Origin of the sequence: Herbiconiux sp. 11R-BC (genome assembly GCF_049472555.1) — a bacterium.
Lineage (GTDB): Bacteria > Actinomycetota > Actinomycetes > Actinomycetales > Microbacteriaceae > Herbiconiux.
In genome coordinates this window covers 394,727-414,267 of record NZ_JBCEBO010000003.1, presented here as the reverse complement: position 1 = coordinate 414,267, position 19,541 = coordinate 394,727, and the positions used below count along the sequence as shown (strand labels likewise).

Genomic DNA, 19,541 nt, shown 5'->3' with positions numbered 1-19,541 from the left:
AGTTGCGTCAGTATGCCGTAACGGAGCCGATCTGTACACGCCCGGCTCCGAATTTCATCCGAAACGCCGGGGCGGGGGTGGCGCGGAACGCGGGGCATCGGCGTAAATGGTGGGAGGTGTCGGGATCGCGCAAGGGGTGGGAACGAACGCCGTCGCGAGTCGGCGACGGCGTCGAGTGGCGAACCCTCGACCGCTCACGGCCCGACTCGGGCGCACGAGCCGGCTCTCCCGCCCGGCTCGTCGCGGCCCTCCTCTTCGCCGCGGCCCTCTTCGCGGGCGGCCTCGCCGCGGTGGGCGGCGCAGGCGCCGCTTCGGCGAGCGCCTCCCCGATCGCCGCCGCGCCCGCGCCCACTCCGGCGCCCTCGGAGGCTCCCGCAGCACCGGCACCGGCACCGTCGACCGACCCCGGGGGCTCCTCGCCGACGCCGCCGGCAGAGCCCGCCGCCCCGGTCATCCTCTCCCCCGCCGGCGGCGCGCAACTCGCCGGCACGGTCACCGTCACGGGCACGGGAGAGCCCGGCAGCTCCGTGCAAGTGCTCGCCGGCGGGTCGTCGGAGCCGCTGTGCATCGTGACGCCCGGCGACTCGGGCGACTGGAGTTGTGCGACGACAGGGCTCGCGAGCTCGGCCTCGACCGTCATCCGCGCAGTGCAGCTCGTGTCCGGCTCGCCGCAGCAGGAGGCTTCGGTCACCGTGCGCGTGCTCAACGCCCCGGTGGTGACGGGCGGACCCCGCGGACCCCTCACCAACGCCGTCGTTCAGGGAACGGGCTTCGCCGGCGCCACCGTCACGGCCACCGCGGGCTCCTTCGCCTGCAGCGGCACGGCCGACGCCTCCGGAGCCTGGTCGTGCCCGCTGGGCGGCGGCATCACCGACGGCGACTACCTGGTCTCGGCCACCCAGAGCACCCCGTGGAGCAGCGGAGCATCGCCGGCGAGCGACGCCGTCGCCATCCGCGTCGACGTGACGGTGCCGGCGGCTCCCGTGCTGCTCTCGCCGCAATCGGGCACCACGCTCCCCACCTCGGGCTCGACCTTCCGCGGCACCGGCGAGGACGGCGCCACCGTCTCGGTGTTCGCCGGCGCCTACACGATCTGCCAGGTCGCCGTGAGCAACGGCTCGTGGTCGTGCGCCGCGGCCGCCGTGCCGGCGGGAAGCTATTCGCTCGCCGTGCTGCAACAGGATGCCGCGGGCAACGTGAGCGTGCAGTCGGGCCCTCTGACGATGCTGTTCCAGGATGCCTCGACCGCGACGCCGACCACGCCCTCGGGCCCGACGACGGCGCCGGCCGGCCCCACCGCCCCCGCCTCCCCGTCCGCCGGCTCCGACCCGGCCGCACCCGGCCCGCCGGCGACGGGCGACGGCTCGACGCCGGGCGGCGGAGCGGAGCCGTCCAGCCCGTCGGCGCCGTCGCCCCCCGGCGGGGCCGCCCCGCCCGCGGCCGGCGGCAGCCCGGTCGCCCCCGGAAGCTGGTCGGACGCTACCCGATTCACCGCGGCACTGCAGCCCGCCTTCGGCACCGGCGCCGGCGCTCTCTGGTGGCTCGCGCTCGTGCTCGGGGCTGTCGCCCTGGTGGGGATCGCCCTTCCGGCCCGGTTGCTCGCCGGCACCGTGCGCGAACTCGCTCCCCGGGAGACCCCGAGCGGCGGCGCACGGGTCGGACTGGCGGCGTCGCTGCTGGGCCGCAATCGCCGCCGCCAGGAATACGACCAGGCCCCGGAGATCCACATCAGTCCGGTCGTCACCACGGTCGCGGTCGTGCTCGCCTCGGCGGCTCTCGTGACCCTCTCCGGACCCGTCGAGAGCCAGCCCGCCTACCTGCGGCTGTTCCTGGCGGTGGTGGCCGGACTCGCCATCGTGAACGCGGTGGCGACGGTCGTTCCCGCAGCTCTCGCGAAAGTCACGCTCGGTGTGGTCGCGGCCCCGCGCATCCGGCCCGCCCTCTTGCTGGTCTCGGCGGTCCTCGCGCTGTTCTCGCGTCTGGCCGATCTCGACCCGGCGCTGGTCTTCGGACTGGTGGCCGGACTCGTGGTCGCGGAAACCGCCGCACGCAGCGCCCGCGGAGCCCTCGCCACCGTGCAGGTGCTCTGCCTGCTCGTTCTCGGCGCCGCGGCGTGGCTCGCCTCGGGGGCGCTCGGCGTGGATCCGGCGTCGAGCGACGTCTGGGGCGCCGCGCTCGCCGAGCTGCTGCACGTAGTGGTGCTCGCCTCGTTCGGCGCGAGCTCGGCATTGCTGCTGCCGGTGGGCCGTGCCCCCGGCCGCAGCCTGCTCGACTGGTCGCCGGCCACCTGGACCCTGCTCACCATCGCCTCGTTCACGGCGCTCGCGATGCTCTTCGTGCCCACCCTCACCGCGGGCACCGGCGGAGCCCTGCTGGCGCTCGGCATCGCGACGGCGGCCTTCGCGGCCGTGAGCGTCTCGGCCTGGGTGTGGCAGCGCTACCTCGCCGACGACGAGGAGCACGCCCGCTGACACGGAGCAACCGTCTCCGCAGGTATTAAGAGCGTGTTACGCAGGTTACGCCGTGGGGCGGAGTGGGCCGGGAACCGACTTAGTATCGAAGGGTGACAGGCGCACCGGCTTTCCCGAACCACCACGAATTCGACCGCGGGAGCGAACACCACGAGAACAACCTCGTGGCGCACCCGAGCGCCGAGAGCGTGAGCCCCGACGAGTTCAAGGCGGCGTTCCGCAACCACCCCGCCGGGGTCGCGGTCATCACGGCCGACGCCGGAGACGGTCCGGTCGCGCTCACCGCGACCTCGGTGTTCTCGGTGAGCGCCGAACCGCCGCTGCTCGTCTTCTCCGTCTCAGAGCTCTCCTCGAGCACGCCGACCATCCGCAAGGCCGACACCGTCGTGGTGCACCTGCTCGGCGCCGGCCAGCTCGACATCGCGAAACTCGGCGCCACGAGCGGCATCGACCGCTTCGCCGACACCTCCATCTGGGAACGGCTGCCCACGGGTGAGCCCTACTTCCCCGCCGCGCACGCCTGGATCCGCGGCCGGGTGGTGAACAAGATGGAGGCGGGCGGCTCGACCGTCGTCGCCGTGCAGGCCCTGCAGACGAAGGCACCGCCCGCGGGCGACCCCTCGGCCGACGCCTCCGAAGCCGAACCGCTGGTGTACCACAACCGCACCTGGCACCGCCTCGGCGAACACTCCAAGATCCAGTAGATAAGCCCCCGAAAAGGGGACATACTCCGAAGGTCTCGAGGCGCACACTGGTGAACAACCCCGGTGCCCGACCGGGGGGATGCCCGGAGTTCCACCATGACCCAGTCCCGTGATATCCGTTTCGAACGCATCGAGAGCGACTACTGGCTCGTGCGCGACCACAGCGACGACCACGCCGTGCCCCTCGGCTGGGTGCGCGAGCGGCTCGTGTTCGAGGCCGGCCGCTATGGCCAGGTGCGCGCAGACCGGCTCTGCACCTCGCTCGAGGCCAGCCGTCGCTGGTTCACCGAGCTGGCCGCCGCGGCGGGCGCCTCAGCCGTCCGGCGTACGCGATAGGTCATCCGATCGGGTGATGCCGCGCGCATCCACTCTGCGTAGCGTGGTCGGTGGCGGCGCTCCCCGGCGCCCCGAGCCGAGGAACGGATGCGCCATGCACGAGCTGACCCACGAACTGCTGAAGTACGGCATCCCCTTCGCCGCGTTCTGGCTCGCGAGCTCCGTCGGCGTCGCCGTGGTGCTCGGCCGGATGATCCGGGCCCGGGATCACGGCGGCCTGCGCCGGTAGAGTGACGCTCGTGTGGGCCTGGTTCGAACAGCATCCGCGGATCGCCGACCTCGCGATCGGCGGTATCGCGCTGATCCTCTTCGGGCTCGCCGACCTTCTGCGCGACGGCGCGCGCGGCGCCCTCATCACGGTGGTCTTGGCCGTCTCGGTGGTGTTCTGGCGACGGCTGCCAGGCCTCGGACTCGCGATCGCCTGGCTGGGCGCCCTCGTGCAGGTACTCACCTTCGGCGGCCTGCTGGTGGGCGACCTGCTGATCCTCGTCGCCGTGTTCGCCACCGGGCTCGCCCGCAGCCGGCCCGTGCGTGTGGCGGGCGTGGTGTCGGGCATCGTCGGCGGCGCGATCGCCGGCGCGCGGCTCGTGCTGTTCGCGCCCACCTCGAGCGACGCCGCCTTCCTCGTGACCGACCCCTCCGCGCGGGGGGTGCCCTTCGCGATCGTGAGTGGCGTGGTGGCGGCGGCGCTCATCCTGTTCTGGGCCCTGGGTGTGCTCGTGCGCAACCGTCAGGCCGCCGCCCGGCAGCGGCAGGAGCGCGACCGCGAGCGCATCCTCGCCGAAGCCGCGCTCATCCAGGAGAAGGAGCGGGCCCTGCTCAGCCGCGAGATGCACGACCTCATCGGGCACGCGCTGGCCGTGGTCATCGCGCAGTCCGACGGCGCTCGCTACGCGAAGGCGAACGACCCGCACGCGGAGAGCACGGCACTCGAGACCATCAACCGCGCCGCGCGAGCCGCCCTCGACGACGTTCACGAGCTGCTCAGCGTGCTCCGCGAACCGAGCGATGCCCGCCGTCCGGCGGTCACGAGCGCCGACCTCGAGCAGTTGCTCGCGAGCGTCGGGGATGCCGGGCTCGCGGTGTCGCTGGCCGTGACCGGAGAGCCGGTCGCGCTCTCCGGGGCGCACGAGCTCGCGATGTACCGCGTGCTGCAGGAGTCGCTCACCAACGCGATCAAGCACGGAGGCCCGGGAACCCGGGCCGAGGTGTGGATCGAGTGGGGCGCCGACGAGGTGCGTTTCGGGGTGGTCACCACCGAGTCCACGCGTCGCGTCGCGCCGCTGGCCGCGGCTCCCGCTGAAGGGGCCAGGAACACCTCGGTCCGGCATTCGTCCCTGACCGCGGCGGCGACCACGGCCTCGGCCGGTCAGGGCCTCATCGGCATGAGCGAGCGGATGCGCCTGCTCGACGGCTCGGTCGACACCGGCCCGAGACCGGGCGCCGACCCCGGCTTCACGGTCTCGGCCCGACTGCCCTACCGCGCGCCGGACGGCACCCGATGAGCGCCGAGGCGATCCGCGTCGGGCTCACCGACGACCAGCCGCTGTTCCGCGCGGGCATCGCCATGGTGGTGGGCTCGCAGCCCGACCTCACCGTGGCCTGGGAGGCCTCCGACGGGCTCGAGGCCGTCGAGCTCACCGCTCGTGAACCCGTGGACGTGGTGCTCATGGACCTCGAGATGCCCCGGCTGGGCGGCATCGACGCCATCCGGCAGATCGTGCAGCGCGGCGGCGCCACGACCCGCTTCCTCGTGCTCACGACCTTCGACCTCGACGACAAGACCTTCCAGGCCATCGAGGCCGGCGCGAGCGGATTCCTGCTGAAGTCGGCCGAGCCCGAGTTCCTGCTCGCGGCCATCCGCACCGTGCACTCCGGCAGCGCCGTGATCGCGCCGCGCGCCACCGCGGGTCTCGTGCGCCGCTTCGCCGAGCCGCGCGAGCGCACGGCCGGCGAAGGAGACGACCCGCTCGAACCGCTCACCCCGAGGGAACGCGACCTCTTCGCCCTGCTCGCCCAGGGGCTCAGCAACGCCGAGATCGCAGGCCGGCTCGTCGTGAGCGAAGCGACCGTGAAGACGCACGTCAGCCGCATCCTCGGCAAGCTCGAGCTGCGCGATCGCGTGCAGCTCGTGATCTTCGCCTACCAGAACCGGCTCGTCTCCTGATCCCGGGCGGGGGCCGGATGCGCGCCGCGGCCCCTGCTGTCATCCGAGCGATGTACGCCGGAGTTCGCCCGTCCGGGCGATTCGGCGAACCGCTCCCGCTCCCTAGTGTCGAAGCACCGACATCGAGGGAGACCCCATGAGCGACACCGCCATCCGCACCATCGCCGCCCGAGCCCGAGGGGTGGGCAAGACCTACGGCGCCGGCGATTCGGCCACCGTGGCCCTGCACGACGTCGATCTGGACATCCGGGCGGGCAGCCTCACCGCCATCATGGGGCCGAGCGGATCGGGCAAATCGACCCTCATGCACGTGTTCGCCGGCCTCGACTCGGCCAGCACCGGCACCGTGCTGATCGGCGACGTCGACATCACCCACCTCGACGACGACGCCCTCACCCTGCTGCGCCGCCGCAGCCTCGGCTTCGTCTTCCAGGCCTTCAACCTCGTGCCCACCCTCTCGGTGTTCGGCAACGTGACGCTGCCGTTCGAGCTCGACGGACGCAAGCTCACCGACACCGAGTCCGCCTGGATCCACGAGCTGCTCGCCCGCCTCGGCCTGGGCGCACTCGAGCAGCGCCGCCCGCACGAGCTCTCCGGCGGCCAGCAGCAGCGCGTGGCGATCGCCCGTGCCCTCGCCATGAGGCCGCAGCTGATCTTCGCCGACGAGCCCACCGGGAATCTCGACTCCCGATCGAGCCGTGAGGTGCTCACCCTGCTCCGCGACCTGACCCGCGAGTACCAGCAGACCGTCATCCTCGTCACGCACGACCCGGTGGCCGCGTCGCACGCCGATCGGGTGATCTTCATCGCCGACGGGACCCTCGCCCGCGACGTGCCGGCGAGCGACCCGAAGACGCTCTCCGACATCATCCTCGACCTCGAGGTGCGGTCGTGATCGCGCTCGCCCTGCGGGAGCTGCGTCACCGCGGTCGCCAGCACACCTCGAGCCTGCTCGTGGCGATCATCACCTCGGTGTTCGCGACGATGATGATCGAGATGGACATGGTGCTGCGCCTGCAGACCCTCACCGCCGGCTTCATGCAGCACGGCTTCGTGCGGCTGCTGCTCGACGTGCTCGACGCGCTGTTCTTCTTCGTGGCGGTGTTCGTGGCGTGCATCGTGACCGCCAACACCTTCGGCATCATCATGGCGGGGCGGGCACGCCACATCGCCCTGATGCGCCTGCTCGGCGCTTCCGCCCGCACGCTGCGCGGCGCGATCGCGATCGAGGGGGCCGCCGTGGGCCTCGTGGGCTCGGTGGCCGGGCTCGGGCTCGGGCTCGTCGTGACGGCGGTGACGTACGCGGCGCTCGTCGCATCCGGAACCTTCGTGGACACCCCGATCGAGCTGTTCTCGCCGTTGCTGGCGGCCCCGGTCGTCGTGGGCGTCGTCAGCACCACGGGAGCGGCGTGGTACGGCTCACGCCGCGTGCTCGCGGTATCGCCGATCGAAGCCACCGGCCAGATGCAGGAACCGGCGCCGGTGAGCGCCTCGGAGATGCCCCGGCGCCTGCGCACCCTCGTGGTCGTGGCCACCGTCGGCGGCGTCGTGCTGCTCGTCGCGGGAGTCGTGATCGGCCTGAAGTCGCCGCTCGGCCTCCTCCTCGCCGCCCCCGGCGGGGCCCTCAGCTTCGTGGGCTTCGTGCTCGGTTCCTCGTCCGTCATCCCCGTGCTGCTGCGGGCGGCCGGGCGCCTCACCGGCTCCTCGACGCCCAGTGTGCTCGCGAGCGCGAACGCCCTGCGGTACCCGGCGCGTTCGTCGCGCTCCACGGTCGGGCTCGTGATCGGCGTCACCCTCATCACCATGTTCTCGGTGGCGGGGCAGTCCTTCCTCGCGCAGACCGGTCCGGTCGCCGCGGCGGCCGACCCGGCCGAGGCGGCCTCCGACGCCGCCTTCCTGCAGCTGACCACCGGCATCCTCGCCGTGCTCATCGGCTTCTCGCTCGTGATCGCGGCCATCGGCCTCGTGAACTCCCTCTCGCTCAGCGTGCTCCAGCGCCGGCGCGAGATCGGGCTGCTGCGGGCGCTCGGCTTCACGAAAGCGCAGGTGCGGCGCATGGTGCTCGCCGAGAGCATCCAGCTGACCGTCGTGGGCGGGGTCACCGGGCTCGTGTTCGGCATTGTCTACGGTTGGGCCGGTGCGCTCGCGGCCATCGGGAGCGACCACCACATCGGCGGCCTCTTCCCGCCCACCGTGCCGCTCTGGATCATCGGCGCCATCGCCGCCGGCGCAGTGCTGCTGGCCGTGGTGTCGTCGGCCGTGCCCGCCCGCTCGGCCGTGCGGGTCTCGCCCGTGCGGGCGCTCGCGATCGACTGACGGGCCGCCGGCTGCCGCAGAACCGGGCGCCAGGCCGTGGCGAGCGGGTCACTCGGGGTGAGGATCCGTGACCAGGGCAAGCGCGTCGGCGAAGTCCACGACGGAGCTGCTCAGCACGCGGGCGTCGGCGGACACCGCCCCCTCCGCGTCGGTGCCGGCGATCACGATCACGCGCGCGTCGGCCAGCCGGCACACGCGGATCTTGTAGTTCACCGAGACCCGCTCCCCCGCACGCTGCTGCAGGATGACGACCTCGGTGGGGAACGCCGGATCGGTCAGCAGCTCTCCGAGCGAGCCGGCGGAGATGCGGATGTCGACGCCGGGGCTGCGCACGAGGGCGGCGGTCTTCGCGCGCAGCTCACGGGCATCCGCGTCGAGCACGGCCACCGTCGTCAGGTGTGGATGCGACATCGGCCTCCTCCGTCGGATCAACGGTACGTCGCCGGAGGCCGAAGAGCACCACCCCGGCGCAAACCTTGTCGGGTGGGTCACTTCGGGCGTCGCGTGTTCGAGCAGCTTCGGAGAAGCCCGCCGCGGCGTCAGCCGCGTGTGGCGCGGTCGTGCACGGTCACGAGGTAGCCGTCGAGGTCCTGGAAGACGAAGGTGGTGCCGAACGGACCCTCGAAGGGTGGCTGGACGATCACGGCCCCCGCCGCGGCGACCGTGGCGTGCAGCGCCACGGCATCCGGGTCGTGCAGCCAGAGCGCGATGCCGAGACCCGCGGGGCCGGCATCCAGATCGACACCCGGAGCGGGCTCGCGCACGGCGAAGGTCGGCTGGGTGTCGAAGACGACGGCGTGCGGCGGCGAGAAGGGTGCCCGGGTGAGCCCGACGACCTCCTCGTAGAAGCCCGCCGCCTTCTCGAGGTCGCGCACCTGCAGGGCGATGAAGTCGGGGCCGGTCACACTCACGATGGTTCTCCTTTATGTCAGTTTCCTTACATTCGATTGTATGTGAGGATACTGACATGAGCAACTCCTCACCGCAGCTCGGCTACCTGCTGAAGCACGCGCAGTCGCTGCTGCACCTGCGCATGGACGAGGCGCTGAAGCCTCTCGACCTGACGGTGTCCCACTACTCCTGCCTCTACCGGCTTCGCCTCGAACCCGGCATCTCGGCCGCGGCTCTCGCGCGGCGCACCTTCGTGACGCGACAGTCGATGAACGTGATGCTGCAGCAGCTGATCGACCGAGAACTCGTCACCCGGCCGGCCCAGGCCGACAGCGGCCGCGCCCTGCCCGCCGTTCTGACGCCCGCCGGCGATGCCGCCCTCGACGCCGCCCAGGCGCTCGTCGACGCCGTGGAGCAGCGGATGCTCTCCGCCCTGACCCCCGGCGACAGCGCGGCCCTCGCCCGGGGCCTCGCGGCGTGCGTGGACTCACTCGCCGAGTGAGTTCACGAGCCGTCCGACGGCTCGGCACAGGAACGCTGGATGCACGCCCGCAATTCGTTCAGAAACCTAGGTGATCGGCACTCCCGCACCTACTGTGGGGCGTGCCGCACGCGCGTCGTTCCCCGCCCCGCGTCGGCCACCCAACGCCGGGCCGGAGTGATGACAGATCACTGTGCTCTCCGGCTCGGCCGCCATCGTGGAGGCCAGATGCCAGACAGTGTCACCGACTACGGCAAGCACAAGTTCCACTCCGCCAGCGCACGCCCCAAGATCGTCGGGGTCTACGCCGGAGCCGGCGGCTGGACGACGCCCACCGCCGACGAGCGCCTCACGAAGGGCACGGCGGAGCGGCTACGCGACGCCGGTTACACCATGGTGCGGGTGCGGCACCATTTCAAGACCCAGGAGATCATCCTCCGCCGGTACCTCGGCGGGTAGACGTCGGCGGACTGCGCACCGAGCAATTGGTACCCCCACTGGGACTCGAACCCAGACTGGGACGATTTTAAGTCGCCTGCCTCTGCCGATTGGGCTATGGGGGCCCGGGTGCGCCCGTCGCACCGGGCCGGAGCTCCGGAGACCCCGGTGCAGGGCGTCCCCCATCGTAACGCCGGCACGGCCGGAGACAGCGGCGCCGCGCATCCGGAGGGGAAATCGACCGGATGCGCGGCGCGCGATGACGGGGGCGTGGACGCCCGGAGACTACTCCGCGGTGGGTGCAGCCTTCGGGGCGCGGGCTTTGGTGGTGCGCGGCGCCTTGGCCGGCGCGGCCTCGGCGTCGGCGGCAGCGACGGCCTCGGCGGCCGGAGCGGATGCCGGGGCGCCGACGAGCACGGGCGCCTCCTTCTCGGCCGGCGCCGGGGCGGGTGCGGCCGGTGCGGCCGGAGCAGCGGCCGCCGGAGCAGCCGGACGCGGACGCGCCGCCCACTTCTCGAACGCTGCGCGCGGCTCGACGCGCGCCTCGAGCGAGACGTTGTCGCGACCGAGGAAGAAGTTGTTGACCCAGCCCCAGATCACGCGGAACTTGCGCTCCCACGAGGGCATCGCGAGACCGTGGTAGCCGCGGTGCGCGAACCAGGCCGGGAGTCCCTTGAGCGCGATCTTGCCGGACTGGAACACGCCGATGCCGAGGCCGAGACCGGCGACCGCACCCATGTTCTTGTGGAAGTAGTCGCGAACGCCCTCGCCGCGCAGCGTGGCGACGATGTTCTTCGCGAGCAGCTTGCCCTGGCGCACGGCGTGCTGGGCGTTCGGCACGCAGAAGCCGCCGACGCCGCCACCCGTGAGGTCGGGCACGGCCGACACGTCGCCGGCGCCCCAGGCGCCCTCGACGATGCCGTCGTCGCCCTCGACCCGCAGGTCGGCGCGCACGCGCAGGCGCCCGCGCTCCTCGATCGGCAAACCGTAGTGCTTGATGTCGGGCGTGGCCATGACGCCCGCCGTCCAGATGATGAGGTCGCTCTCGAAGCTCTCACCGGTCGACAGCTCGATGACGCCGCCGACGGCGGACTTGAGCTGGGTGTCGAGGTGCACCTGGGCGCCGCGCTCGGCGAGGTTCTTGATGACCCAGAGCGAGGTGGGCAGGCTCACCTCGGGCATGATGCGACCCATCGCCTCGATGAGGTGGAAGTGGGTGTCCTCGAAGCCGATCTCGGGGTAGCTGTCGAGCAGCGCGGTCACGAAGGAGCGCAGCTCGGCGAACACCTCGATGCCCGCGAACCCGCCGCCGACCACGACGACCGTCAGCAGGCGGTCGCGCTCCGGGCCGGCCGGGAGCTGCGCGGCCTTGTCGAAGTTGGTGAGGATGCGGTCGCGGATGGCGGTCGCCTCCTCGATCGTCTTGAGCCCGATGGCCTCGTCGGCCACGCCGGGGATCGGGAAGGTGCGCGACACGGCGCCGGCGGTGATGACGATCTGGTCGTACGTCTCCTCCCACGGCTCACCGGCCACGGGGGTGATGGTGGCGGTCTTCGAGTCGTGGCTCACCGAGGTCACCTTGCCCGCGATGACGCGGGTCTTCTTGAGGTGGCGACGGATGCCGACGACGGCGTGACGAGGCTCGATCGACCCCGCCGCGACCTCGGGCAGGAACGGCTGGTAGGTCATGTACGGCAGCGGGTCGACCACCGTGACCTCGGCCTCACCGGAGCGAAGCCACTTCTCCAGCTTCCATGCAGTGTAGAAACCGGCGTAGCCGCCGCCGACAATCAGGATCTTGGGCACAGTGAAACGATCTCCTCAGTACAGGGGCCTGGGTACAGGCTACTACTTGCGAAGCAGCCCTCTGAAATGCGAGACCGCTCCGATGGCCGATGTCGCCATGAGGATGAGGAACCCGAGCAGGAGCCCCAGCGGCACCGCCCATTGAATCAGATTGTACACCTCGGGTCGTTCGGCCGAAGCGGCCGGAGTGGGCGTCGGCGAGGCAGCGGGCGGCGGGACGACGAGGGTGTCGATCGAGGTCGTGCTGGAGCCGGGCCGGTAGGTCGCGATCCAGGCGCTGAGGTCGCCCAGCGGGTTCGCGGAGACCGGCGGGACATCGGCCGAGACCGCAGCCGCGGCATCCACGAGTCCGTAGCCGTAGAGCGGACCGGGCACCGGCGAACCCTTGGGGGTGGCCGTGGCGATGATGCGCTGGATGACGTCGTTCGCACTGAGCTCCGGATGCGCGGAGCGCACGAGCGCGGCCAGCCCGCTCACGAGGGGCGTGGCCCCCGAGGTGCCGCTCCAGAGCACGTAACCGCCGCCCGGCACCACGCCCACGAGCTGCTCGCTCGGTGCGGCCACGGCGATCGAGATCCCCTGTGACGAATCATCGGCGCTCGCCTCGCCCTGCTGATTCACCCCGCCGACCGCCACGACCCCCGGGATGGTCGCCGGCGCGCCGACCTCGGTGGTGCCGCTCCCCCGGTTGCCCGCGGCCGCCACAACCACGACGTCGTGGGCGAAGGCGTAGGAGAAGGCGTCGTCCCAGCTCGCCGGCCAGTCGAGGCTGTTGCGCGTGAGCGACATGTTGATGACGTCGGCGCCGTGATCGACGGCCCAGCGCACGGCTCGCGCGATCTGCTGGTCGGAGTCGACCGAGCCGGTGCTGAGGGCCACGGAGATCGACAGCAGTGAGGCCTCGGGAGCCACTCCCAGCACGCCGCTGCCGACGCCCGAGCCGCGTCCCGCGATGAGAGAGGCCACCATGGTGCCGTGGTCGGGAACGTCACCGACCGGGGTCTGGCCGTCGGAGGAGCCGATGCCCGAGACATCCGTTCCGTCGACCACGGCGCCCTTCAGCTCGGCCACGCTGCCGTCGACCCCGGTGTCGATCACCGCGACCGTCGCCCCGGCCCCCCGCGTCTCGGCCCAGGCCGAGGTGTAGCCGTAGTCGCCCAGCCAGTACTCCATGTCGCGGATCGAGTCGGCCCGGGCAGCGGGCACCGCCCCGAGCGGCCCGACGGTGTCGAACGGCCAGAGGGCGCCGATGGTCGCGACCGCCGTCACGAGCACGACGACGACGGCGACCCGGGATGCGCGGCGGCGCCGGGGAGCCGACGGATGCGCGGACCGGCGCCCGGACATCACACGTCGATCGCGTAGTCGACGCACTCGCAGACGAGCGGCGACCAGTCGCCGCGCTCGAGCGCGAGATCGCCGATGGGGTTCACCCCGGGGCCGGCGGCCAGCGAGTGCGCGGCGAGCGCGTGCAGGCACTTGACGCGCGCGGGCATCCCGCCCGCCGAGATGCCGGCGATCTCGGGCACCTCGCCGTAGTGCGCGCGGTCGGCTAGGTAAGCCACGTGGGCTGCGGTATAGGCGGCCTGGAACTCTTCGTCGGCGAGCGCATCCTGCAGCTCAACCATCACGTGCTCGGCCTCGAGGTCGCTCATCGCCGCCGTGGCAGCGGGGTGCGAGAGGTAGTAGAGGGTGGGGAACGGCGTGCCGTCGGCGAGGCGCGGCGCGGTGGCCACCACGGTGGGGTTGCCGCACACGCAGCGCGCGGCGATGCCGAGCACGTTGCGCACGGGGCGGCCGAGCTGGGCGGAGGCGACGGCGAGGTCGCGCTCGGTGGCCGGTTCGAACGGGGGCGTCGTCATGGCAGCACCACTCCGTTCGTCTGCAGCTGGTCGGGGGTCTGGGTGGAGAGGCCGGCCGTCACCCCCGAGGCGAAGAGCGAGGAGAGCCAGTCGACGTTCGTGGTGGTGATGGTGCCGCTCACCGGCGCGGGCGTGCCCGAGTCGGAAGCGGGAACATCGTCGATGATGAGGAAGCTCGTCTCCCCCGGCATCACGTAGTAGAGCCGGTCGCGCGCCTCGGCCTTGATGTAGGCCGGGTCGTTCCACCGAGCGATCTGGGTGGTGAGATCGTTGTTCGCGGCGGTCTGCGAGTCTACCGCCGCGTGCAGCTGCGCGAGCTGCTGCCGTTGCTCGATGTACACCCGGAGCCCCGGCGCCACGATCACCACGAACATCACGATCACCACGAACATGAGGACCGTGAAGCCCGAGAACCGGATGCTCCGCAGCCAGTTCGCCGGCGCCGCCTGGCCCGCAGACGACGGCGGCAGCGCAACCGGCACCCGTGTGGGGCGCGATGCCGGTGTGCGCTGCCGCATGCTGCCTACCTCTGGTCTGTCGCCCTGGTGTCAGGGCAGGCCGGGCGGCGGGGAGCCGCTAGGCCGTGAAACGGGGGAACGCGCCTCGGCCGGCGTAGACCGCCGCCTCGGCGAGCTCCTCTTCGATCCTCAGCAACTGATTGTACTTAGCCACGCGCTCGCTGCGGGCAGGCGCACCGGTCTTGATCTGACCCGCATCCGTCGCCACGGCGAGGTCGGCGATCGTGGTGTCCTCGGTCTCACCGGAGCGGTGGGAGAGGATGGCGGTCATGCCGGAGCGCTGGGCGAGGGCCACGGCGTCGAGGGTCTCGGTGAGCGTGCCGATCTGGTTGACCTTCACCAGGATCGAGTTGCCGGTGCCCTTGGCGATGCCGGTGGCCAGGCGCGTGGGGTTGGTGACGAACAGGTCGTCGCCCACGAGCTGGACCTTCGAACCGATCTCGGAGGTGAGGTGCGCCCAGCCGTCCCAGTCGTCTTCGTTCAGCGGGTCTTCGATCGAGACCAGCGGGTAGCTGGCCACGAGCTCGGCGTAGTAGGCCGACATCTCCTCGGCCGAGCGCTTCTGGCCCTCGAAGGTGTAGGCGCCGTCGGTGTAGAACTCGCTCGCGGCCACGTCGAGGGCGAGGCCGATGTCCTTGCCCGGGGTGAAGCCGGCCTGCGTGATGGCCTCGAGGATGAGGTCGAGCGCTTCACGGTTGCTCGGGAGCTCGGGGGCGAAGCCGCCCTCGTCGCCGAGGCCGGTGGAGAGGCCCTTCGACTTCAGCAGCGCCTTCAGCGAGTGGTAGGTCTCGACGCCCCAGCGGAGTGCCTCGGAGAAGGTCTCCGCGCCGAGCGGCACGGCCATGAACTCCTGGATGTCGACGCCGGTGTCGGCGTGCGCGCCGCCGTTGACGATGTTCATCAGCGGCACCGGAAGGGTGTGGGCGTTCGGGCCGCCGACGTAGCGGAACAGCGGCAGGTCGGAGGAGTCGGCGGCGGCGCGGGCCACGGCGAGCGAGACGCCGAGGATGGCGTTGGCGCCGAGGCGCTTCTTGTTCTCGGTGCCGTCGAGGGCGATCATCGCGGCGTCGACGAGACGCTGGTCGGTGGCGTCGAAGCCCTCGATCGCGGGGCCGATCTCGTCGATGACGGCGTCGACCGCCTTCTCGACTCCCTTGCCCAGGTAGCGCTTCTTGTCGCCGTCGCGGAGCTCGTAGGCCTCGAACGCGCCGGTGGAGGCGCCGGAGGGAACGGCGGCCCGCGAGACGACGCCGTCGTCGAGCAGAACCTCGACCTCGACGGTCGGGTTCCCTCGGGAGTCTAGGATTTCACGAGCGCCAACGGCTTCGATGAGTGCCACGGGTGGTTTCTCCTCTGTATCAGGCAAGGCGGGGACGCCTACCTGCGCCCACCGCTGGCTAGTCTAACGATTCGCGCGCGATGGCCTGCATGGTCATGACGGCGTCGAACAGCCACTCGGTGAACTCTTGGTCGTAGGCGGCGTCGAGCGGCCGGTGCAGGGCGCTGTCGACGGCCGCCATCACGAGGGTCACCGAGAGCTGAGCGCGCTCGGGCGTGGTGCGCTGCTCGGCGAGCTCCACGATGTCCTCCCGCAGGGCGGCCGCGAACTTGATGACGTCGGGGGCGATCTCCCGCCGCTTGCTCAGCAGGTGACGGATGGCCTCGCGGTCGACGCCGTCGCGGGCCGTGGCATCCATGATGCCGCCGACGAGGGTGCAGAGGTCGCGCACCAGCCAGCGCTCGCCCGGGCGCGCCAGGAAGGCCTCGCGCTGCGCATCCGTGATCTCGAAGGAGGGCAGGCCGACGACGGCGGAGACCTTCGAAGGGAAGTAGTTGAAGAAGGTGCGCGTGGAGACGCCGGCCTCGGAGCAGATGGCGTCGACCGAGGCGTGCTCGACGCCGTTCTCGGCCACGAGGCGCAGGGCGGCTTCATGGATGGCCGCCCGGGTCTCGACCTTCTTGCGTTCCCGCAGCGGCAACGCGGTGGTGCCCGGGACGGGCTCGTGGGTGTTCAGCGTCGTCATCGTCGCTCGATCCTGTCGTTGAAGAGACCCAGCAGGCGCACGAAGGTCTCGAGGTCGTCGTCGGACCAGTCGTCGAGCATGCCGGAGTAGTCGGCCTTGGTCTCGAGGCGCAGCCGCTCCATCCGCTCGAGGGTCTCGTCGGTCGGGGCGTAGAGGCTCGCGCGCCGGTCGTCGGGGTCGGGGACGCTCGTGACGAACCCGAGGTCCTTGAGGATGCGGAGCTGCCGGCTCACCGCGCTCTTGTCCATGCCGAGGCCGTTGATCACGGCGCCCGGCGGCGTGGGTCCGTGCACGATCACGTACCGGAGCACGGCATAGCCGGAGGGCTGCACCTCGGGCGAGAAGCGCAGCGCGTTGCCGTGGATCATCACGCGCACCGAGCGCACGAGCCGAGCCATCTCCCCCTCGATCGCGAGGGCGGAGTCGGCTCGGCTCGGCTCGGATTTCACAGCACTCAGCGTAACTTCTCGGCCTGGGTCTGCCGATCGCCCCGGGCCAGGAGGGCCTCCTGGTCTTCGAGCTCCTCGCTCACGGTGTCGCCGGCCACTTCGGCGCCGGCGACGGCCACGAGCGTGGCGGCCTCGCTCTCGGCGATCTGCTCCACCGAGGTCTTTGTGCCGAGCGTGCGGTTCGGCAGAAGGGCGATGGCGATGATCGAGATGACGGCGAGCGGCACGCCGAGGAGGAAGACGTCGCCCACGGCCTCGCCGTAGGCCGACTCCACCAGGATGCGCATCGGGTCGGGCAGCGTGCTGAGGTTCGGGATGCCGCCGCCGTCCAGCGATCCCACGGAGCTCGGATCGACGCCCAGCTTCACCAGTCCGTCGGTGATCAGCGTCGTGATGCGGCTGCCGAGGACGGCGCCCATCACGCTCACGCCGATGGTGCCGCCGAGGCTCCGGAAGAACGCCACCGAGGCGCTGGCCGTGCCGATCTGCCGCGGGTCGACCGCGTTCTGCACGATGAGAACGAGGTTCTGCATCACCATGCCGACGCCGGCGCCCATCACGAACATGAAGAGGAACACCAGGCCGAAGCTCGTGTCGTAGCGGATGGTGCTCATCAGGGCGAGCCCGATGGTGAGCAGCACCGAACCGATCACCATGTAGCGCTTCCACTTGCCGGTGCGGCTGATGACCTGGCCGATCACGATCGAGGAGACCAGCACGCCCGCGATCATCGGGATCGTGTACAGACCCGACTCGGTGGGGGTCTTGCCCCGGGCCAGCTGCATGTACTGGCTGAGGAACACGCTCGTGCCGAACATCGCCACACCCACGGAGATCGAGGCGATGACGGCGAGCCAGAAGGTGCGGTTCTTGAAGAGCGTCATCGGGATGATGGGCTCCTTCACCTTGAGCTCGGTGAGCACCGCGAGGCCGAGCAGCACGACGGCACCCACCACCATCACGATGGAGATGGCCGAGCCCCACTCGAACTGGTTGCCCGCGAGGGTCACCCAGATCAGCAGCAGCGAGACGCCGGCGGCGATGAGCGCGGCGCCGAGGTAGTCGATCTGCACCTTCCGCTTGTGCGTCGGGATGTGCAGGGTGCGCTGCAGCACGATGATCGCGATCACCGCGAAGGGCACGGCGATGTAGAAGTTCCAGCGCCATCCGGCGGAGTCTGTGATGACGCCGCCGAGCAGCGGGCCGCCGACCGTGGCGACGGCCATCACCGCGCCGAGCAGGCCCATGTAGCGACCGCGTTCGCGCGGCGGGATGATGTCGGCCATCACGACCTGCACGAGGGCCGTGAGGCCGCCCGCGCCGAGGCCCTGGAGCACGCGGAAGAAGATGAGCATCTCGGTGTTGGCGGCGAGGCCCGCGAGGGCCGAGCCCACCACGAAGATCACGAGGGAGAGCTGGATGAGCAGCTTGCGGTTCGTGAGGTCGGCGAGCTTGCCCCAGATGGGCGTGGACACCGTGGTGGCCAGCAGGGTCGCGGTGACGACCCAGGTGTAGCCGGCCTGGGTGCCGCCGAGGTCGCCGATGATCTTCGGCAGGGAGCTCGACACGACGGTGCTCGCGAGCATCGCCACGAACATGCCGAGCAGGAGGCCCGACAGCGGCACGAGCACGTCTCGCCGCGACTTGCCGGGTGCGGCCACCGCTGCGGCGGTGGCATCAGAGGTTGTGAGGGACACGGTTCTCCTGGGAGTAAGAAAGTTGATCTGCATCAACAATAGACCTCTTGTTGACGCAGATCAACTAATTACTGCAGGATGCGCAAACTTTCTCGTCGTGCAGGAAGCGAGCCCCCGGGCTCTACTCCCCCGCGGTGATCGCCTCGGCCTTTTCGAGCTCGTCTTCCTCTTCGTGGTCGACGTGCGCGATGGCGCGGTGGCCGAGGATGACGATGAGGGAGGCGACGACGGCCGATCCGGCGGCGAAGTAGAACGGCGTCGCGGCGGTGAACCACACCGCAATGAGCGACGCCAGCGGCGGAGCCACGGCGCCTCCGATGAACCGCACGGCCGAGTAGGCCGACGACGCCACCGGGCGCGGCAGGTCGGTCGCCGCCATGACCGACTCGGTGAGCACGGTGTTCATCACGCCGAGCAGCGCGCCGCCCGCGACCACGCAGGCGATGAGGCCGGCCGTCGTCCCGATGAACACGCCGGCCAGCACGAGGTCGGCGGCGAGCAGCAGCAGCACCGCCCACAGCACGCGCGTGCGCGGGATGCGCCGGGTGAGCGCCGGGGCCACCCAGACCGAGGTGATCGCCACCGCGAGCCCCCAGCCGAAGAAGGTGAGCCCGAGGCCGATGGCCGAGAGGCCGAGCGGGAACGGCGTGTAGGCGAGGAGGATGAAGAAGGCGATGTTGTAGAACAGGGCCGCCACGGCCAGAACCGCGAGGGCGGGCCTCGTCAGCGCTTTGAAGGGGGCCGAGAGCGGAGTCGGCGTCGGGCGCTGCGAATCCTTCTTCATCAAGGCGAAGATGGCGATGAAGCCGACGGCCATGAGCACCGAGGTGCCGAAGAACGGGCCGCGCCAGCTGATGGAACCGAGCAGGCCGCCGAGCAGCGGGCCGATCGCGATGCCGAGACCGAGGGCCGCCTCGTACAGGATGATGGCCGAGCTCGCTCCTCCGCTCGCCGCGCCCACGATGGTGGCGAGCGCGGTGGAGATGAAGAGCGCGTTGCCGAGACCCCAGCCGGCGCGGAAGCCGATGACGGCCTCGACGCTGCCGGAGAGCCCCGCCAGCAGGGCGAAGACGACGATCAGCGCGAGGCCGATCAGCAGCGTCTTGCGGGCGCCGATGCGGGTGGAGATCCAGCTCGTGAAGAGCATCGCGAAGCCGGTGATGAGCAGGTAGCTCGTGAAGAGCAGGCTCGTCTGGGTCTGGGTGGCGTGCAGGCTCTCGGCGATGGCGGGGAGGATGGGATCGACGAGGCCGATGCCCATGAAGGCGATCACGCAGGCGAAAGCGACGGCCCAGACGGCCTTGGGCTGGTGCAGGATCGAGTTCTGCTTCTTCGGCGCCGCGGCGACGCCGGCGGTGGTGGGCTTTGCGGTGGCCGTCAT

The 19,541-nt window shown here is 71.1% G+C and carries 21 protein-coding genes and 1 tRNA gene; 10 read left to right on the top strand and 12 right to left on the bottom strand.

Annotation, left to right across the window (positions count from 1 at the left end; all coding sequences use genetic code 11):
- The first annotated feature begins 116 nt into the window (after window positions 1-116).
- The 8 genes from VD659_RS10495 (at window position 117) to VD659_RS10460 (ending at window position 7,994) form a co-directional block, all read left to right on the top strand.
- On the top strand, window positions 117-2,471 hold the full coding sequence (locus tag VD659_RS10495) for an Ig-like domain-containing protein (RefSeq protein WP_423261034.1): 2,355 nt from the start codon (window positions 117-119) through the stop codon (window positions 2,469-2,471).
- Window positions 2,472-2,635: 164 nt separating this feature from the next.
- Window positions 2,636-3,175: a flavin reductase family protein gene (locus VD659_RS10490; RefSeq protein ID WP_423261098.1), complete on the top strand. Its 540-nt coding sequence runs from the start codon at window positions 2,636-2,638 to the stop codon at window positions 3,173-3,175.
- A 96-nt stretch (window positions 3,176-3,271) separates the two neighbouring features.
- On the top strand, window positions 3,272-3,511 hold the full coding sequence (locus VD659_RS10485) for a hypothetical protein (RefSeq protein WP_423261033.1): 240 nt from the start codon (window positions 3,272-3,274) through the stop codon (window positions 3,509-3,511).
- 94 nt (window positions 3,512-3,605) lie between these two features.
- A complete protein-coding gene (locus tag VD659_RS10480) occupies window positions 3,606-3,740 on the top strand; it encodes a hypothetical protein (protein WP_423261032.1) in 135 nt (44 codons plus the stop codon).
- 10 nt (window positions 3,741-3,750) lie between these two features.
- Window positions 3,751-5,016, top strand: coding sequence for a histidine kinase (locus VD659_RS10475; RefSeq protein ID WP_423261031.1), 1,266 nt, complete (start codon window positions 3,751-3,753; stop codon window positions 5,014-5,016).
- The gene (locus VD659_RS10470; protein WP_423261030.1) at window positions 5,013-5,678 is read left to right on the top strand and encodes a response regulator; all 666 of its coding nucleotides are present in this window, start codon (window positions 5,013-5,015) and stop codon (window positions 5,676-5,678) included. Before VD659_RS10475 ends, VD659_RS10470 begins: the two co-directional genes overlap by 4 nt.
- Window positions 5,679-5,814: 136 nt before the next feature.
- Window positions 5,815-6,573: an ABC transporter ATP-binding protein gene (locus VD659_RS10465; RefSeq protein WP_423261029.1), complete on the top strand. Its 759-nt coding sequence runs from the start codon at window positions 5,815-5,817 to the stop codon at window positions 6,571-6,573.
- Window positions 6,570-7,994, top strand: a complete 1,425-nt coding sequence (locus VD659_RS10460; RefSeq protein WP_423261028.1) for an FtsX-like permease family protein — start codon at window positions 6,570-6,572, stop codon at window positions 7,992-7,994. The genes VD659_RS10465 and VD659_RS10460 overlap by 4 nt, the downstream gene beginning before the upstream one ends.
- A gap of 48 nt (window positions 7,995-8,042) precedes the next feature.
- On the opposite strand, the gene VD659_RS10455 is transcribed toward VD659_RS10460, so the two are convergent.
- A complete protein-coding gene (locus tag VD659_RS10455; protein ID WP_423261027.1) occupies window positions 8,043-8,405 on the bottom strand; it encodes a hypothetical protein in 363 nt (120 codons plus the stop codon).
- A gap of 128 nt (window positions 8,406-8,533) precedes the next feature.
- Window positions 8,534-8,905: a VOC family protein gene (locus tag VD659_RS10450; protein WP_423261026.1), complete on the bottom strand. Its 372-nt coding sequence runs from the start codon at window positions 8,903-8,905 to the stop codon at window positions 8,534-8,536.
- Window positions 8,906-8,961: 56 nt separating this feature from the next.
- On the opposite strand from VD659_RS10450, the gene VD659_RS10445 reads away from it, so the two are divergent.
- A complete protein-coding gene (locus VD659_RS10445) occupies window positions 8,962-9,387 on the top strand; it encodes a MarR family winged helix-turn-helix transcriptional regulator (protein WP_423261024.1) in 426 nt (141 codons plus the stop codon).
- 207 nt (window positions 9,388-9,594) lie between these two features.
- Window positions 9,595-9,825, top strand: a complete 231-nt coding sequence (locus tag VD659_RS10440; RefSeq protein WP_423261023.1) for a hypothetical protein — start codon at window positions 9,595-9,597, stop codon at window positions 9,823-9,825.
- Window positions 9,826-9,852: 27 nt separating this feature from the next.
- Here the strand turns inward: VD659_RS10440 and VD659_RS10435 are convergent.
- From VD659_RS10435 to VD659_RS10390, 10 genes are all read right to left on the bottom strand, one after another.
- Window positions 9,853-9,929: transfer RNA gene (locus tag VD659_RS10435), tRNA-Leu, on the bottom strand.
- Between the two features lie 160 nt (window positions 9,930-10,089).
- Window positions 10,090-11,610, bottom strand: coding sequence for an NAD(P)/FAD-dependent oxidoreductase (locus VD659_RS10430; RefSeq protein WP_423261022.1), 1,521 nt, complete (start codon window positions 11,608-11,610; stop codon window positions 10,090-10,092).
- A gap of 42 nt (window positions 11,611-11,652) precedes the next feature.
- Window positions 11,653-12,957: a S8 family peptidase gene (locus VD659_RS10425; RefSeq protein WP_423261021.1), complete on the bottom strand. Its 1,305-nt coding sequence runs from the start codon at window positions 12,955-12,957 to the stop codon at window positions 11,653-11,655.
- The gene (locus VD659_RS10420) at window positions 12,957-13,472 is read right to left on the bottom strand and encodes a DUF501 domain-containing protein (protein ID WP_423261020.1); all 516 of its coding nucleotides are present in this window, start codon (window positions 13,470-13,472) and stop codon (window positions 12,957-12,959) included. The genes VD659_RS10425 and VD659_RS10420 overlap by 1 nt, the downstream gene beginning before the upstream one ends.
- Window positions 13,469-13,990 (bottom strand): FtsB family cell division protein, encoded by a 522-nt coding sequence (locus VD659_RS10415; RefSeq protein WP_423261019.1) that lies wholly within the window; start codon window positions 13,988-13,990, stop codon window positions 13,469-13,471. The genes VD659_RS10420 and VD659_RS10415 overlap by 4 nt, the downstream gene beginning before the upstream one ends.
- A gap of 58 nt (window positions 13,991-14,048) precedes the next feature.
- Window positions 14,049-15,329: a phosphopyruvate hydratase gene (eno, locus tag VD659_RS10410; RefSeq protein WP_137837446.1), complete on the bottom strand. Its 1,281-nt coding sequence runs from the start codon at window positions 15,327-15,329 to the stop codon at window positions 14,049-14,051.
- Between the two features lie 58 nt (window positions 15,330-15,387).
- Window positions 15,388-16,014 (bottom strand): TetR/AcrR family transcriptional regulator, encoded by a 627-nt coding sequence (locus VD659_RS10405; RefSeq protein WP_423261018.1) that lies wholly within the window; start codon window positions 16,012-16,014, stop codon window positions 15,388-15,390.
- Window positions 16,011-16,463 carry a MarR family winged helix-turn-helix transcriptional regulator gene (locus tag VD659_RS10400; protein ID WP_423261017.1) on the bottom strand — a complete coding sequence of 151 codons (453 nt, stop codon included), beginning with the start codon at window positions 16,461-16,463 and terminating at the stop codon, window positions 16,011-16,013. The genes VD659_RS10405 and VD659_RS10400 overlap by 4 nt, the downstream gene beginning before the upstream one ends.
- Before the next feature lie 5 nt (window positions 16,464-16,468).
- The gene (locus VD659_RS10395; protein ID WP_423261097.1) at window positions 16,469-18,193 is read right to left on the bottom strand and encodes an MDR family MFS transporter; all 1,725 of its coding nucleotides are present in this window, start codon (window positions 18,191-18,193) and stop codon (window positions 16,469-16,471) included.
- An 88-nt stretch (window positions 18,194-18,281) separates the two neighbouring features.
- A complete protein-coding gene (locus VD659_RS10390) occupies window positions 18,282-19,541 on the bottom strand; it encodes an MFS transporter (RefSeq protein WP_423261016.1) in 1,260 nt (419 codons plus the stop codon).